A 14382-nucleotide genomic window follows, 5' to 3' on the forward strand; every position below is an offset into this window, starting at 1 on the left:
TTTTATGGTCAGGTCACCTGGAGCGATGGCCAAACCCTGCTGGTGGGCGGGGTGCCACTCCTGGGTTCTTCCCCTTGGATGGCGCTTTTGATTCCGGGGATGGCGGTGGAGGTGGAAGGAAGCTGGGAAGGCAAAGGGTTTCGCCTACAGCAACTAAAGATCGTGGCCCCGGCCCGCTTCGCTTATTACCGGGGACCGGGAGCGGCCGTGGATCAGGGGAGCTATCGGGCGCTGGAGCTTTGGACGGTGGAGGATGGGGGTACCGTGAGGACCTTGGCCTTGAGGGCCGCCCCGGAGGGGGCCAGTGTGGTGCTGGTGGCGTACTGGGATGGGCAGCGTTTCCTGGCCTTGCCCTCAGGGCTTCGGCCCCCTCCTCCCGGCCTGGCGCCAGGATGGGTGGAGGGGATTGGGGTTTACCGGGAAGGCCGGGTCACCTGGATGCGGTTCAGGCCGTTCCCCTAAGGCGTTTGCCTGGTTAAAAGGCTGGAAAGGGCCTCCTCTAGGCCGCAATCCTCCACCCGGGCCACCACCCGCTTGGCCGCGGCCTTGACCCTGGGGGAGGCGTTCCCCATGGCGATGCCCAGGCCCACCCCTTGGATGAGCTCCAGGTCATTTTCCCCATCCCCCACCATGGCGGACTGGGCCAGGGTAAGGCCGTAGCTTTCCGCCACAAAGCGGGCGGCGGTGAGCTTGCTCACCCCCCGTTTGGTGAGGGAAACGAAGCGCACCCCAGGCATCCGGGGGCTTTCCGCCACATGGGCCTGGAGTTCCTGGGGTAGGGCCTGCAGAAAAAGCCCCAAAGGGGCTTGGGTTTCGCCCAGCACCTGAAGGCGGACCAGAGGGCTTGCAAGCGCGAGGAGGTCCGCTTCTTCGGCGGCCACGCCCAGGAGTTCCTGGTGGGCCTCTAGGAGGGGGTTTGCTTCCTCCACGAAGAATCCTCCATCGGCGGTGTAGCCTTCCAGGGGAAGCTCGAGCCTGCGGGCCAGCCGAACCGCTTCCCGGGTGGCCTCATGGGGTAAGGCCTCCACCAGGAGGGGTTGGATGGGCGGGGAGTGGGGATCCCGGGAAAAAGCCAGGACCACCGCCCCCGACTCAAACACGTGCAGGCCCGTGGGGTCCAGCCTGCGGGCGTAAGCCAGGGCGTGGCCCCGACCCGGCCGGCCGGTGATGAGGCTAAGCCGTACCCCCTGGTTCCTAAGGGCTTCTGCCGCGGGCCAGACGCAATCTGGGACTCCGTCCCTACCCACCAGGGTGCCGTCCACATCTATGAAGACCAACCCCACCATCAGAGTTCCCCAGCAAAGACCTGGACCGCTTCCCCACCGATCTGGACCCCATAGGGCTGGCCGGTGGGGCTATACTCCACCACCACCTCCACCACCCCGGGGTTACCCAGGCGGTGGCCTTGGTAGATGGTGAGGACCACCCGTCCCTCCCTCCGGGGCACCACCCCAGCCCGGGCCAACAGGGCCCCCAAGGCGGCGTTGGCGGAGCCCGTTACCGGGTCCTCGGGGATGCCCAAGAGGGGGGCGAAGTCCCGGGCGTAGAAGCTCCTTGGCCCCATGGGAGCGTAGGCGTGCACCGTGGCCACTTCTAGCTTCCGGGAAACCGTTGTCAGGGCCGCCATCTCCGGCTCCAGGGCGTCCACTACCCCGGGGGCGATCAGGGGGACAAAGAGGCTCCAAAGCCCGGTGTAGGCGATGCCGTAGGGCAGGCCCCGGTGCAGGTAGCGCTCGTCGGAACCCAGGGCCTCGAGGACCTCCTTCAAGGCCTGGTAGGGAGGGAGGTCGCGGAACCTGGGGGCAGGGCCCCGCACCAAGGCTTTCTTGGGCTCCCCGGCCTCATAGAGGATCTCCACCGGCAGGGCCTCCGTGGGGGTGTGAAGGTAGAGCCGTTCGGTGCCTTCCGGGGCCAGGCCCAGGCGCACCAGGGTCAGGCCCAGGGCCAAGGCGGCATGGCCGGAGAACTCCACCTCCCCTGTAGGGGTGAAGAAGCGCACGGAAAAAAGGGTGCCTTGTTTTTCCGTGACAAAGGCGGTTTCCGGCTCGCCCAGGCGCCGGGCAAGGCTTTGCATTTCCTCCAGGCCCATCCCCCTGGCATCCAAAACGAGGGCCACCCGGTTCCCGGCTCCCGGGGTGGAAGCGAAGGCGTCCACGATCACGTAGGGAATCCTAGCCATGGGCGATCACCATAAGACCCAGTTCGCGAAGCTGCTCCTCGGACACAGGGCTTGGGGCCCCGGTGAGGGGGTCCTTCCCCTCCTTGTTCTTGGGGAAGGCGATGACCTCCCGGATGGAGGGGCTTGCGGTCATGAGGGCAAGGAGGCGGTCTAGGCCCCAGGCGATGCCCCCGTGGGGTGGGGCGCCGTAGCGGAGGGCCTCGAGGAAGAAGCCAAACTTTTCCTGCTGCTCCTCCTCTCCGATGCCCAGGATGCGGAACATCTTGGCCTGCAGCTGGGGGTCATGGATGCGGATGGAGCCGCCGCCCACCTCCACCCCGTTCAGCACCAGGTCGTAGGCCAGGGCCCGCACCTTCCCGGGGTCGGTGTCCAAGAGGGGGAGGTCCTGGGGGTGGGGGTGGGTGAAGGGATGGTGCATGTAGGTGTAGCGGCCCGCTTCCTCGTCCCACTCCAAGAGGGGGAAGTCCACCACCCAGAGGAAGCGGAAGCCTTCCCGGGAGAGGTTCAAGAGCTCCGCCAGCCTAAGCCGCACCTGCCCCATGGCATTGGCTGCCACCTTGGCGGGCCCCGCCAGGAAGAGGAGGGTTTCCCCCGGGCCGGCTTTCGTGGTCTCCAGGAGATGGTGCTGTACGGGTTCCAAAAACTTGGCGATCCCGCCTGCCAATCCCCCCTCCTCCACCCTGGCAAAGGCCAGTCCCTTGGCCCCGTGGCGCTTGGCCAACTCCTCCAGGTCGGCGATCTCCTTTCGGGAGAGGGCCTTGGGCACCGCCAGGGCCTTTACCCTTTCCGCCTCCCGGAAAACCTGAAAGGCGCTTTCCCGGAAGAGGTGCCCCACTTCCTGGAGCTCTAGGCCAAAGCGGGTGTCGGGCTTATCGGAGCCAAAGCGCTCCAGGGCCTCCTGGTAGGCGAGGCGGGGAAAGGGAAGGGGAAGCTCCACCCCCAAGGCTTCGCGGAACACGTGGGCCATGAGCCTTTCGTTAAGCGTTAGGATATCCTCCACCTCCACAAAACTCATCTCCAGGTCCATCTGGGTGAAATCGGGTTGGCGGTCGGCCCGGAGGTCCTCGTCCCGGAAGCAGCGGGCGATCTGGAAGTAGCGGTCAAAGCCCGCCACCATCAGCATCTGCTTGAAAAGCTGCGGGGATTGGGGTAGGGCATAGAAGAGGCCAGGTTGCTGCCGATAGGGCACCAGGAAATCCCGGGCCCCTTCCGGGGTGCTCTTGGTGAGGAAGGGGGTTTCCACCTGGATGAAGCCTTCCCGGTCCAGGAAGTCCCAGATGGCCTTGATGACCCGGTGGCGTAGGCGCAGGTTTTCCTGCATCCTCTTCCTGCGGAGGTCCAGGTAGCGGTATTTTAGGCGGAGTTCCTCCGAGACCTCCTTTTCCTCCTCGCCGCGCCAGCCGGCATCTATGGGAAAGGGAGGAGTTTTGGCTTCGGAAAGCACCTCCAAGGAGGAAAGCTCCACCTCCACTTTCCCCGTGGGCAGGCGAGGGTTGGGCTCGGGGCGCAGGCGCACGGTGCCCTTCACCCGGACCACCCACTCCGAGCGGACGCGTTCTGCTTCCTGGTAAGCGGGGCTTTCCGGGTGGGCCACCAGTTGGACCAGCCCTTCGCGGTCGCGGAGGTCCAGGAAGATGAGCCCCCCCAGGTCCCGGCGGCGGTTCACCCACCCCTCGAGGACCACCTCCTCCCCCACGTGCTCTTCCCTGAGGCTTCCGGCGAAGTGGGTGCGGCGCATAATCCCCCAAATCTTAACGGATGCTCAGGCCAGGGCGGAAAGGAGGAAACCCAGGGCCTCCCTTTGGGGAAGGCGCACCTGTTCCCCGGTGGCCAGGCGCTTCAGGGTGACCTCACCGGTCTTTAGCTCATCCTCTCCCAAGAAGCCCACGAAGGCCGCGTTCCGCTTCAGGGCTTCCTCCACGCCTTTGCCGGGCTTCTTGGGACTAAGGGCGTACTCCGCCCGGATGCGGGGCCTCAAGGCCTCCGCCAGATAAAAGGCCTCGGATACCGCCTCTTCCGTGAGGGGGATAAGGTAAACATCGGGACCCTTTTCCTCGGCAACGCCCAGGCCCTCGGCCTCGAGGGCCAGGGCCACCCGCTCCACCCCGAAGGCGAACCCTACCCCGGGAACCCTGGGGCCACCCAGAAGCTCGGAAAGCCCGTCGTAACGCCCCCCACCCCCTAGGGCTGATTGGGCCCCAATCTCGGCGTGGTGCACCTCAAAGGCGGTGCGCACGTAGTAGTCCAGGCCCCGCACCAGGGTGGGGTCCAGCTCGTAGGGCACGGAGAGCCTTTCCAGGTGGCGCTCCACCTCCTTTAGGTGCTCCCGGGCGGCTTCCCCGAGGAAGTCCAGCATGGGCTTTACCTTAAGCTCCCGCAAAAGGGCCTGGTCCTTCTCGCTTTTTGAGTCTAGGATGCGCATGGGGTTGAGCTCCAGGCGCTCTTGGGAGTCGGGGGAAAGCTCTTCCTGGTAAGGGCTGAGCACCTCCCTCAGGTAGGCGTTGTAGCGGGCCCGGTCCTTCGGGTCCCCCACGGAGGAGAGCTTTAGGCTGAGGCGCCTTAGGCTGAGCTCCTTCAGGATCTCGTAGAGGAGGACGATGGCTTCCGCATCCAGGATGGGGCTTTCCGAACCTAAAGCCTCGTAGCTCACCTGGTGGAACTGGCGGTAGCGCCCTTTCTGGGGTCTTTCCGCCCGGAACATGGGCCCCGCCATCCAAAGCCTTACCGGCTGGGGCCAGACCTTCATCCCGTGCTCCAGATAGGCCCGCACCATGGCCGCGGTGCCCTCAGGGCGTAGGGTCAGGGAGCGCCCGCCCCGGTCCTGGAAGGTGAACATCTCCTTTCGGACGATGTCGGTGGAGATCCCCACCCCCTTTTCAAAGACCTGGGTTTCCTCAAACACGGGGGTGATGAACTCCAAGGCCCCCGCCGCCTCCAACACCCGGCGGGCGGTGGCCACGATGTGCTGGTGTAGCCTAAGCTCCTTGCCGAACAGGTCCTTGGCGCCGCGAACCGCCATACCTTTACACTCTACCGCAACCTTTTGTATATTGGGGCCATGGCCGCAAAGGGCTTGGGGCGGACCCTGGCTGTTTTTCTCTACCTCTCCCTTACCCTCACCGCCTCCACCGGGGTGGCCCTGCAGATGTACCTCATGCAGGTGCAAAACCCCGGGCTCAGGGCCGACCTATGCCAGGCTCCGGGTGGGGAGAGGGAGGTGGATCACTCCCTCTTTTGCGGCCTGCAGGTGGCTCCGGGCTCGCCTCCTGTAGGGGAGGTGGCGCCCCCTACCCTGGTGCAGGTATTGCGGGCTCGGGTTGCTCCCGAGCCCGGTTACCCCGAACCCAAGGGAAAGGCTTTTTCTCCCCGGTCCCCCCCTTTTGCCCAGAACTAGGGTTTTCCCCAGCGTGGGGCGAAAGGGCTTTTGGGCGAAAGGAGGGTGGACCTTGGAAGCGGTGGTGTATACGGATAGCTTGTACCTTTACGCTTTGGTTTACAGGGCCTTGAGTAAAGGAGGCTGGAAGGTGGGTTGGAGGCAAGGCCAGGGCCTGGCCCTAGCCGGTTTAGACCAGTTGGAGAAGGGGGAGGTGGTGGTGTGGTCCACCCCTTGGGGGCTTAGGGCCTACGATCCCCTGAACTTTGCCTTTTTGACCCATCGGGACGATCCCCAATCCCTGGTCCAGGGGTTAAGGGGCAGGGCGGGCTTGAGGCTTCTCCCGGGGGAAAGGGAAGTCCTCTTGGCCCTGGGAAAGGGGGTGGAGGCGAAAGGGAAACCTTTGGCCGGGCACCTGGGTTGGCCTTACCATCGGGCGCGCTTTTTCCTGAGGGGCCTCAGGAACAAGTTTGGCCTCCCCTTAGGGGACCTGCTCCGCCTTGCCCGGCATCAGGTGCAGGTAGCGGGGTTTGAGGGCCACGCGAAGCCGCTGGCCGGGGTGCAGGCGAAGCCTTTCCTGCACGTGCCGGGGCAGGAGGAGGCTCAGGGCCACGGGTCCCAGGAAGCGCCCCCGGTACGCCAGGCCTTCGGGGTGCAGGCTCTCTAGGATGCCTTCCAGCACGTTGTGGGACGGAGGGGGGCGGTCTTCCCGCACCACGATCACCTCCTCCGCCCGCACCCCCAGCCAGGCCTCTTGCCCTGGGCGGGCCCAGGGGGGAAGGGGTAGGTGGAGGTGGACCTGGCCGAGCCAGACCCCTTCTTCCCCAATGCGCACGGGGAAGAGGTTCTCGTAGCCTAATAGCCGGGCCACCTCCACCTCCTTGGGGGAGGCCAGGACTTCCTCGGGGGGGCCTTCTTGGAGGATCCTTCCCCGTCCCATCACTAAAAGCCAGTCGGCCATGCGGGCCAAGGCGGGATCGTGGGTTACAGCCAGGGTGGGAATCCCCTCCCTGCGGATAAGGTCTACTAGCTCTCCCATGACCAGGTCCTTGGTGAGGAGGTCCAGGGCGCTGGTGGGTTCGTCCAGGAGAAGGAGTTCTGGGTTTCGGGCCAGGGCCCGGGCCAGGGCCACCCGCTGCTTTTGCCCTCCGGAAAGCTGGTTGGGCCGCTTGTGGGCGTGGTCCAGGAGGCCTACCCGCTCCAAGAGGGCCAGGGCCATTTTTTTCCGGTTTTCCCCCTTAAGGGGGAAGGCCACGTTTTCCCAGGCGGTCATGTGGGGGAAAAGGGCCAGCTCTTGGGGAAGGTAGCCCACGGGACGCCTTTCTGGAGGCAGGCCCGCAAAGGGGGTGCCTTTTGCGGGTACCAGGCCAGCCAGGGCCTTGAGCAGGGTGGTTTTGCCGGTGCCGCTTTCCCCCAAAAGTACGGTGAACCCGCGGATCTGGAAGTGGGCCTCGAGGGGAATGGGCTTTTTTATGGTGTAGTGGACCTCCATGTCCTCCCTTTCGCCTCCAGCCATCTGGCCACAGTTAGGATGGCCAGGCTTAGAAGGAGCAAGGTTAGGGAAGTGGTGGCGGCATCCCTAAAGCGCAGGGCCTGGACCAGGTCATAGAGGTAGATGCTCACCATCTGGGTTTTGCCGGGGATGGATCCTCCCACCATGAGGACCACCCCGAACTCCCCCAGGGTATGGGCAAAGGCCAGGAGGGAACCGGAGAGCACCCCGGGCCAGACCAAGGGGAGGATTACCCTAACCCAGATCTTGGCCCTGGGGGCCCCCAGGGTCCGGGCCACCTCCAAGAGGTTCCGGTCCAAGGACAAGAAGGCTTCCCGGTAGGCGGTGAGGGCGAAGGGCAGGCTGAAGAGGACGCTGGCGAAGACCAGGCCCTCAAAGTGGAAGGCCCAGGTAAAGCCCGTAAGCCTATGCCAGGGCCCCTCGGGTCCCAAAAAGACGAGGATGTAAAATCCCAGCACCGTGGGAGGCAGAACCAAGGGGAGGAGGAAGACGGCCTCCAGAAAAGTCTTCATGGGGAGGCGGTAAAAGGCCAAGGCCCAGGCCAGGGGAATGCCTATGGGAAGGAGGATGAGGGAAGTCGCCAGGGCCACTTCCAAGGAGAGGCGGAGGGAGATCCAAAACAAGGGGTCCACGCCGCTCATCATTCAGACTTTTCCCCCGGTAGCAAGAAGCCGTAGTGCCTGAAGATGGCACGGGCCTCCTCGCTGCCCACGAAGCGGTAGAAGGCCAACACCTCGGGGCGGCCTTTCCCTTTTAGGATGACGTAGGCTTGCTCCAACCTCAAGTGGCTCTCAAAGGGGGAGAGCCAGTAGACCCCGGGGCGGGAGAGGCTTTCGTTTACCGCCAGGGACAGGGCCAGGATGCCGGCCCGGGTGGAGGTTAGGGCCAGCTGCGCGGTATGGGAGATGTTCTCGCCGTAGACGAACTCAAAGCTAGGTTTGCCCTGGCGCAGGGGGCTTGCGTCCCAGTAGGCCTCCACCCCGCCGGTAAGGGTTTCCCACGGGATCTCGTCCCAGGAAAGTTGGGAAAAGGGCTTGTTGGTCTCCGGGAGGGTGATGGCCTTCCTCTTGATGAGGCCATAGTGCTCCAGCAGGGTGATGGCGGCCCGGCCGTAGGGGGCATGCACGGGGTTGGCGATGGCCAGCCGGGTGATGCGGGGGTCCTTGAGGGCCTCGGGGCTCGGTTCCAGTTTCAGGTTACGGTCCAGCCAGATCACCATACGCCCGATGGCGTAAGGCTTGCGGGTTCCCGGTTCGGCCAGGCCTTGCTTTTCTAGAAGCTCGGGATAGACCTTTTCCGCGGAAAAGAAGAGGTCGGCCTCGAGGCCCTGGGTGAGCTGGGTGTAGAACTTTCCCGAGGAGCCGAAGATGAGGTTGATCTTTACCCCGGGGTTTTTGGCCTCAAAGGCCTTGGCTATATCCTGGAGGGCAAACTGCAGGTCGGCTGCGGCCACCACCCTGACCTGCTTGCTTTGCGCCCACACCGGCCCCAAACCGAGGAGGCCTATACCCACCGTCAAACCCACCAAAAACCGGATAACCGTAAGTCTACCCATGGTTACCTCCTTTGCGACCGCGGCAGGCAACAGGGTTGCCCCCGTTACCCCGGGGCCATTGGCCCGGCCCGGCAGGCCCTAGGGGTCTGGCCGGGCTCGGAGGCTGGAGCCATCCTATCGGGGGGAGGGGGGAGCTGTCAACTGGGCCCGCGGGGCTCCCCTGGACTTGCATAAGTTTACACTCATGCGCTATCCTAAAACCCTCATGGCGGGAGATCCCCTCACCCGGCCCAAGGACTTTTTGGACTTCAAGGCCTACGGCAGAAGGGAAGTGGAGGACCTTTTGACCTTGGCGGAAACCCTTAAGCGGGAGCGCTACCGGGGAGAGAACCTCAAGGGCAAGGTGCTGGCCTTGCTCTTTGAGAAGCCTTCCTTGCGTACCCGAACCACCCTCGAGGTGGCCATGCTGCACCTGGGAGGACACGCGGTCTACCTGGACCAGAAGCAGGTGGGCATTGGGGAAAGGGAACCGGTAAGGGACATCGCTAAGAACTTGGAGCGCTTCGTGGAGGGGATTGCGGCCCGGGTTTACCGGCATGAGACCGTGGAGGAACTGGCCCGCCACGCCCGTATCCCGGTGATCAACGCCCTTTCTGACCGGGTCCATCCCTTACAGGCCCTGGCGGACCTCCTCACCCTAAAGGAGGCCTTTGGGGGTTGGGAGGGCCTCGAGGTGGCCTGGGTGGGGGATGGGAATAACGTCTTGAACTCTCTTTTGGAGGTGGCCCCCCTGGTGGGCTTGCGCATGCGGGTGGCCACGCCCAAAGGCTACGAACCGGATCCCGATCTTTTGCGAAGGGCAGGGGCCCTGTTTACCCATGACCCTAGGGAGGCGGCCTCGGGTGCCCATGCCCTTTACACCGATGTCTGGACCAGCATGGGCCAGGAGGCGGAGCGGGCGAAACGGCTTTTGGACTTTAACGGGTTCCAGGTCAACGGGGAGCTCTTGAAGCTCCTCCGTCCTGAAGGCATCTTCCTCCACTGCCTTCCCGCCCATTACGGGGAGGAGACCACGGAGGAGGCGGTGCACGGGCCCCGGAGCCGGGTTTTTGACCAGGCGGAAAACCGCCTTCACACCGCCAAGGCGGTCCTCCTCCGCCTGTTAAGCTAGGGGTATGGTGCAGCCTTACCGCTTGTTGGAGAAGTTTTTGAAGCTTCCCCTGGCCTTTGGGGATTGGGCTCGGCTTTGGCCTTTGGTCCTTGGGGCGGGCATCCCTTGGAGGGCGCTTTGGTAAGGGTGGGCATCCTGGGAGCCTCGGGGTATGGGGGCGGGGAGCTCCTTCGCCTACTCAAGGCCCATCCAGGGGTGGAGCTCGTGGGGTTCACAAGCCGGAGGCGGGAGGGAAGGCCCCTTTCCGCCGCCTGGCCCCAGCTATGGGACGATAGGCCCTTTGCCCCCCAGGAGGAGGTGCTGGAACGGGCGGAGGTGGTCTTCCTGGCCCTGCCCAATGGCCTAGCCATGGAGATTGCCCCCCGGGCCCTGGAGGCCGGCAAGCGGGTGATTGACCTTTCCGGGGACTTCCGGCTTCCTCCTGCGGTCTACGAGGCCTGGTACGGAATCCCCCATAAAAGCCCAGGGCTGTACCGGGAAGCAGTTTATGGGCTTCCTGAGCTCCACCGGGAAGAGCTTAGAGGGGCTAGGTTGGTGGCCAACCCCGGCTGCTACGTGACTTCGGCCACTTTAGCCCTTGCCCCTTTGGCTAAAGAGGGCGTTTTACGGAAAGCCTTTCTCGTGGGCCTAAGCGGGGTTTCCGGAGCGGGTAGGGAAGGGGAAGGAACGTTTTTTGCTGAGGTGAACGAGAACCTAAAGCCCTATAAGGTGGGGGGTGTCCACCGTCACATCCCCGAGATGGAGCAGAACCTGGGCCGCCTTCTGGCCCAGGGGCGCCCGGTTAAAACCCACGGACCCAAAGGGGAGGTGCGCTTATCCTTTGTTCCCCACCTGGTGCCCATGACCCGGGGCATCCTGGTGACCGCGGAGGTGGAGGCGGAGGGGGGTTGGAGCCAGAAGACCTTGGATGACCTTTACCAGGATTTCTACGCCCAGGAGCCTTTTGTGCGGGTTTTGCGGGAGGCTTTGCCCGAAACCAAGGGCACCTATGCCTCCAACCGTGTGGATGTGAAACCCCTTTTTGAAGCCCGCACAGGGCGCATTTTGGTCTTTGCCGCCCTGGATAACCTGGTCAAGGGTATGGCGGGCCAAGCGGTGCAGAACCTGAACCTCATGCTGGGTTTTCCTGAAGAGACCGCGCTTCCCAAGGAGGGGATATGGCCGTGAGACTGCCTTTGGGGTTCCGCGCAGGGGCCACCCGGGCGGGCATCAAGCCTTCGGGAAAACCCGATCTGGCCCTTTTGGTGTCCGGCCTTCCCGCTTCCTGGGCCTATGTGGCCACGCAGAATCGGGCCGCTGCCCCTTCCATACATCGGGGCAGGGCCCTTCATGCCCAAGGGGGCCCCTTACGGGCAGTGGTGGTTAACGCGGGCAACGCCAACTGCGCCACCGGGGAGCGTGGTTTTGGGGACGACCAGCGCATGGCCGAGGCCGCGGCCCTGCGCTTGGGGCTTTCCGTGGAGGAGGTCTTGACGGCTTCCACTGGGGTCATCGGCGTTCCCCTTCCCGTGGAGAAGGTGGAGGCGGGTCTACCCCAGATTGAGCTCACCCCCTACGCCGATGCCTTTGCCGAGGCCATCCTCACCACCGACCTGGTGGCCAAGGTGGCCGAGGCTGAGGTGGAAGGCGCCAGGGTGGTGGGTATCGCCAAAGGGAGCGGGATGATCCACCCCAACATGGCCACCATGCTGGCCTTCCTGGTGACGGATGCTGCCTTGCCCCAGGAGGCCTTAAGGGAAATCTGGCGGGGCATTGTGGACCGCACCTTCAACCAGGTTACCGTGGACGGGGATACCTCTACCAACGATCTCGCCCTGGTGATGGCGAACGGGGCTTATGGTGGGGTGTCCCTCGAGGCCTTCGCCCCCGCCTTGGAAGGAGTGGCCCGGGAGCTGGCCAGGAAGATTGCCCGGGATGGGGAGGGGGCCACCAAGCTCATGACCGTGCGGGTGGTGGGGGCGGCCACGGAGGAGGAGGCCAGGCGGGCGGCCCGGGCGGTGGCGGGCAGTGCTCTTTGGAAGGCAGCCCTTTACGGTAACGACCCCAACTGGGGCCGCATCCTGGCGGCTTTGGGCAACTCGGGAGCGCGGTTTGACCCCTCGAGGGTGCAGATTCGGGTGCAGGGGATTCCCCTCTATGGGGGTGGGACCCTGCCCTTTGACCGTCAGGCTGCAAGCCGGGCCATGCGGGCGGAGGAGGTGGAGGTCTGGGTGGACCTGGGGGAGGGTTACGGGGAGGGCATGGCCTGGGGGTGCGACCTGACGGAGGGGTATGTTAAAATAAACGCTTTATATACTACTTGACGGTTGAAAATTATTTTGCTAATCTTAAAGGTGGAGGTGGTAGTAATGAAGAAGGTTTTTTGGGGCTTTTTGGGGATTATTGCCTTGTCTTTTGGCTTTGCCCAGACTCCAGGTATTGGTTTTTACTCCGGCTATCCTACGTATCTCGGCCTCCAATACCAGAGCGCTAGTCTCCGCTTAGGGGCGGGGTTTGGTTTCTTTGGTGTTGCGGGGGATGCTGCTTTCATCTTGGCCAAGACTCCATTACCTAGCTCCCCGGGCCTTGCGATGAGTTGGTACTATGGGCTCGGTTTGGGGGCGAGCGCTTACCTGGGTGGGGCTGTCTTTGGCATTTACCCTCACGGCTTGGTAGGGGTGGAGGTTCAGCTTCCTGATCCAACTATTAATCCCTACTTTGAGGGTCAACTGGGCGCCAATGTGCTCCTTCCCGGGGCGGCTTTTGGTCCGTATTTTGCTGGGCGTGTGGGTGTGATCCTGCGTTAAAGCGCCTTTGCGCTTTACGATAGGGGAGATGCGGATGCTTCTCCCCCTTCTTTTCCTCTTCCTAGCCTCTTGCGCTAGGCCCGATACCGTTCCCCCAGAAGTGGGGTTGGTGGAGCCCTTGGGTGGGGCGGTGGCCCCGGGAAAGGAGATTAGGGCTCAAGGCTACGCTTTTGACCCCTCAGGGGTGATGAGCGTTCGGGTGAACGGGCAGGAGGTCCTTTCCTCTGAGGAAAAGGGAAAGCGCCTAGTCTATTTCCGTTTCCGCCTCCAGGCCCCGGCCTCCGGAAAGGTAGAGCTTCTCTTGGAGGCGGAAGATACCCAAGGTAACCGCGGGGCGAAGCGGGTCCCCTTAGTGTTGGATGCCGCGCCTCCCCGCATCGTGGTGGAAAGGGTGGAGAGGGAAGGCGGCTTGTACCGGGTGTACGGACGGGTGGAGGACAACGTCCAGGTGGACCGGGTGGTGGTTCAGGTGGGCGGTCGCTACAGTCCCCTTTCCCTTCCCAAGGAGGCCACGGTGGCCTTTTCTGCGGAGGTACCCGCTGGGGCCTTCTTGGTGGCGGTGGATGCTGCTGGCAACCGTACGGGCCGGCGCATTCCATAGGGGTAGGTATGGTACACTCCTTGGGGTTATGGGGCGGAGCGGCGACACCTTGGCGGACCTGGCCCGGGCCTTGAGGGGTACTCCCCTCGAGGCCAGCCAGGTTCCCAGGTTTCGCGAGATCGCCAGGCTTCTCCACCGGCTTCCCCCTGGGCGGGAACGGGATGGGCTTCTGGCGGTGGCCTACCTTAGGCTTTACCAGCTTTTGGGTCAAGAAGAGGATTATTTGAGAGGTTACAGCTATGCGCGCACCTCGCAGCTGGAGCCCGTGCGGCTTCTGGGCGAGCGTCTAGGGGAGGAAAGGGCGTGAAAGAGCTGTTGGGCTTGCTGGCGGTTTGGAGTATTGTCCTCTCGGGGTTGGCGCTACTGGCGGGGGTTGCCCTGATCAAAAGGGGGAAGAGGGTTTGGCATCACCGGGCCATGCTTACGGGCACCTTCCTGGCCCTTCTTTTCCTGGTCTTTTACCTGGCCAAGTGGGCCCTTCACGGCACCACCGCCTACGGGGGGCCTGAGGCCTGGCGGGGTGCTTACTACTTTCTCCTCATCACCCACACCCTCCTGGCTGCCCTCAACGGACCCTTGGCCCTTTATGTGATCTGGCGGGCTTTTAGAGGGGAGTTCGTTCTGCACAAGCGTTGGGCCAAGGTGCTGGTGCCCATCTGGCTGTACGTAGCCGCATCGGGTTGGGTCATTTACCTCGTGCTGAAGCGGTACGGGGTAGAAACAGGAACTATCGCTTTCTAGCCGGCTCCACCACGATGGTTCCTTCCTGGACCCGGGCGATCTCGGGGCCCCGTGTGTCAAGGCCCTCCGGGGCTTGGGCCAGGTGGGGGCCGATGCGCACCTGCTTGGCGGCCAGTTCCAGGGCAAAGATGAAGCGCTCCGCGTCGCCCCCTGCCCCTGCATGGGCCAGACCCCGCAGTTTGCCCACCACGATCACGTCCCCCCCCGCCACCACCTCGGCTCCTGGGTTCACATCCCCCAGGACCACCACGGTGCCGGGGTGTTCCACCCGTTCTCCGGAGCGAAGGGTTTTGCTGAGGACCAGGGTACCGGCGGGGGGGCGGTTTCGGGGAGGGACTAGGGTGAGGGGCCGGCCCAACTCCAGTAAGGCTTGGAGCACGTCCCCAGGCACAGGCCCGGCCACCTCCACCTCGAGGGGAAGGTCTTCCAGTAGCTTGAGGTTTCGGATTTCTTCCGGGGTTTCTCCCCCATCCAAGCGTAGGGCTAGGGCCTTGGGGGTGGCGCGGAGCCGCATGGGGTTATT

At 63.9% G+C, this 14382-nt stretch carries 17 protein-coding genes and 1 riboswitch; of the genes, 9 read left to right on the forward strand and 8 right to left on the reverse strand.

Features of this window, described 5'->3' with window-relative positions; translation table 11 throughout:
• Nucleotides 1-99 precede the first annotated feature (99 nt).
• Nucleotides 100-462, forward strand: coding sequence for a hypothetical protein (locus L0D18_RS00390; protein WP_243026691.1), 363 nt, complete (start codon nt 100-102; stop codon nt 460-462).
• On the opposite strand, the gene L0D18_RS00395 is transcribed toward L0D18_RS00390, so the two are convergent.
• From L0D18_RS00395 to hisS, 4 genes are read right to left on the reverse strand one after another with little or no spacing between them, the layout of a single operon-like run.
• A complete protein-coding gene (locus L0D18_RS00395) occupies nt 459-1286 on the reverse strand; it encodes an HAD family hydrolase (protein WP_243026692.1) in 828 nt (275 codons plus the stop codon). The two genes, L0D18_RS00390 and L0D18_RS00395, sit on opposite strands and share 4 nt — an antisense overlap.
• Entirely contained in the window at nt 1286-2179 is an 894-nt protein-coding gene (locus tag L0D18_RS00400) for a PhzF family phenazine biosynthesis protein (protein WP_243026693.1), read from the reverse strand. Before L0D18_RS00400 ends, L0D18_RS00395 begins: the two co-directional genes overlap by 1 nt.
• Nucleotides 2172-3917, reverse strand: coding sequence for an aspartate--tRNA ligase (gene aspS, locus L0D18_RS00405; protein ID WP_243026694.1), 1746 nt, complete (start codon nt 3915-3917; stop codon nt 2172-2174). Before aspS ends, L0D18_RS00400 begins: the two co-directional genes overlap by 8 nt.
• Nucleotides 3918-3941: 24 nt before the next feature.
• A complete protein-coding gene (gene hisS, locus L0D18_RS00410) occupies nt 3942-5198 on the reverse strand; it encodes a histidine--tRNA ligase (RefSeq protein WP_243026695.1) in 1257 nt (418 codons plus the stop codon).
• A gap of 39 nt (nt 5199-5237) precedes the next feature.
• Here hisS and L0D18_RS00415 point away from each other — a divergent pair, with 39 nt between their 5' ends.
• Nucleotides 5238-5573 (forward strand): hypothetical protein, encoded by a 336-nt coding sequence (locus L0D18_RS00415; RefSeq protein WP_243026696.1) that lies wholly within the window; start codon nt 5238-5240, stop codon nt 5571-5573.
• Between the two features lie 460 nt (nt 5574-6033).
• On the opposite strand, the gene L0D18_RS00420 is transcribed toward L0D18_RS00415, so the two are convergent.
• The 3 genes from L0D18_RS00420 to modA form a co-directional block, all read right to left on the reverse strand.
• Nucleotides 6034-7044 (reverse strand): ABC transporter ATP-binding protein, encoded by a 1011-nt coding sequence (locus L0D18_RS00420; protein ID WP_243026697.1) that lies wholly within the window; start codon nt 7042-7044, stop codon nt 6034-6036.
• Nucleotides 7023-7697 carry a molybdate ABC transporter permease subunit gene (modB, locus tag L0D18_RS00425; protein WP_243026698.1) on the reverse strand — a complete coding sequence of 225 codons (675 nt, stop codon included), beginning with the start codon at nt 7695-7697 and terminating at the stop codon, nt 7023-7025. Before modB ends, L0D18_RS00420 begins: the two co-directional genes overlap by 22 nt.
• A gap of 8 nt (nt 7698-7705) precedes the next feature.
• Nucleotides 7706-8620: a molybdate ABC transporter substrate-binding protein gene (modA, locus tag L0D18_RS00430; RefSeq protein WP_243026699.1), complete on the reverse strand. Its 915-nt coding sequence runs from the start codon at nt 8618-8620 to the stop codon at nt 7706-7708.
• Nucleotides 8611-8734: riboswitch (molybdenum cofactor riboswitch) on the reverse strand. Its footprint overlaps the gene before it by 10 nt.
• 91 nt (nt 8735-8825) lie before the next feature.
• Here modA and argF point away from each other — a divergent pair.
• The 7 genes from argF (at nt 8826) to L0D18_RS00465 (ending at nt 13859) form a co-directional block, all read left to right on the forward strand.
• The gene (argF, locus tag L0D18_RS00435) at nt 8826-9731 is read left to right on the forward strand and encodes an ornithine carbamoyltransferase (protein WP_243027024.1); all 906 of its coding nucleotides are present in this window, start codon (nt 8826-8828) and stop codon (nt 9729-9731) included.
• A 126-nt stretch (nt 9732-9857) separates the two neighbouring features.
• A complete protein-coding gene (gene argC / locus L0D18_RS00440) occupies nt 9858-10898 on the forward strand; it encodes an N-acetyl-gamma-glutamyl-phosphate reductase (RefSeq protein ID WP_243027025.1) in 1041 nt (346 codons plus the stop codon).
• Nucleotides 10889-12034 (forward strand): bifunctional glutamate N-acetyltransferase/amino-acid acetyltransferase ArgJ, encoded by a 1146-nt coding sequence (gene argJ / locus L0D18_RS00445; RefSeq protein WP_243026700.1) that lies wholly within the window; start codon nt 10889-10891, stop codon nt 12032-12034. Before argC ends, argJ begins: the two co-directional genes overlap by 10 nt.
• 3 nt (nt 12035-12037) lie before the next feature.
• Nucleotides 12038-12517, forward strand: a complete 480-nt coding sequence (locus L0D18_RS00450; protein WP_243026701.1) for a hypothetical protein — start codon at nt 12038-12040, stop codon at nt 12515-12517.
• A gap of 28 nt (nt 12518-12545) precedes the next feature.
• Nucleotides 12546-13118, forward strand: a complete 573-nt coding sequence (locus tag L0D18_RS00455; protein WP_243026702.1) for a hypothetical protein — start codon at nt 12546-12548, stop codon at nt 13116-13118.
• 28 nt (nt 13119-13146) lie between these two features.
• Nucleotides 13147-13425, forward strand: a complete 279-nt coding sequence (locus L0D18_RS00460) for a hypothetical protein (RefSeq protein ID WP_243026703.1) — start codon at nt 13147-13149, stop codon at nt 13423-13425.
• A complete protein-coding gene (locus L0D18_RS00465; protein WP_243026704.1) occupies nt 13422-13859 on the forward strand; it encodes a DUF420 domain-containing protein in 438 nt (145 codons plus the stop codon). Before L0D18_RS00460 ends, L0D18_RS00465 begins: the two co-directional genes overlap by 4 nt.
• Here L0D18_RS00465 and L0D18_RS00470 read toward each other — a convergent pair.
• Nucleotides 13846-14373 (reverse strand): septum site-determining protein MinC, encoded by a 528-nt coding sequence (locus L0D18_RS00470; protein WP_243026705.1) that lies wholly within the window; start codon nt 14371-14373, stop codon nt 13846-13848. The genes L0D18_RS00465 and L0D18_RS00470 overlap by 14 nt on opposite strands.
• Between the last annotated feature and the right edge of the window lie 9 nt (nt 14374-14382).

Origin of the sequence: Thermus albus, assembly GCF_022760855.1 — a bacterium.
Taxonomy (GTDB): Bacteria; Deinococcota; Deinococci; order Deinococcales; family Thermaceae; genus Thermus; species Thermus albus.

What these genes read in the sequence shown, in the direction of transcription:
- L0D18_RS00415 (WP_243026696.1), top strand. Translation starts at nt 5,238, where the DNA reads ATGGCCGCAAAGGGCTTGGGGCGGACCCTGGCTGTTTTTCTCTACCTC.
- L0D18_RS00420 (WP_243026697.1), bottom strand. Translation starts at nt 7,044, where the DNA reads ATGGAGGTCCACTACACCATAAAAAAGCCCATTCCCCTCGAGGCCCAC.
- argJ (WP_243026700.1), top strand. Translation starts at nt 10,889, where the DNA reads ATGGCCGTGAGACTGCCTTTGGGGTTCCGCGCAGGGGCCACCCGGGCG.
- hisS (WP_243026695.1), bottom strand. Translation starts at nt 5,198, where the DNA reads ATGGCGGTTCGCGGCGCCAAGGACCTGTTCGGCAAGGAGCTTAGGCTA.
- L0D18_RS00455 (WP_243026702.1), top strand. Translation starts at nt 12,546, where the DNA reads ATGCGGATGCTTCTCCCCCTTCTTTTCCTCTTCCTAGCCTCTTGCGCT.
- modA (WP_243026699.1), bottom strand. Translation starts at nt 8,620, where the DNA reads ATGGGTAGACTTACGGTTATCCGGTTTTTGGTGGGTTTGACGGTGGGT.
- L0D18_RS00400 (WP_243026693.1), bottom strand. Translation starts at nt 2,179, where the DNA reads ATGGCTAGGATTCCCTACGTGATCGTGGACGCCTTCGCTTCCACCCCG.
- L0D18_RS00470 (WP_243026705.1), bottom strand. Translation starts at nt 14,373, where the DNA reads ATGCGGCTCCGCGCCACCCCCAAGGCCCTAGCCCTACGCTTGGATGGG.
- L0D18_RS00390 (WP_243026691.1), top strand. Translation starts at nt 100, where the DNA reads ATGGCGGTGGAGGTGGAAGGAAGCTGGGAAGGCAAAGGGTTTCGCCTA.
- argF (WP_243027024.1), top strand. Translation starts at nt 8,826, where the DNA reads ATGGCGGGAGATCCCCTCACCCGGCCCAAGGACTTTTTGGACTTCAAG.
- aspS (WP_243026694.1), bottom strand. Translation starts at nt 3,917, where the DNA reads ATGCGCCGCACCCACTTCGCCGGAAGCCTCAGGGAAGAGCACGTGGGG.
- L0D18_RS00395 (WP_243026692.1), bottom strand. Translation starts at nt 1,286, where the DNA reads ATGGTGGGGTTGGTCTTCATAGATGTGGACGGCACCCTGGTGGGTAGG.
- L0D18_RS00460 (WP_243026703.1), top strand. Translation starts at nt 13,147, where the DNA reads ATGGGGCGGAGCGGCGACACCTTGGCGGACCTGGCCCGGGCCTTGAGG.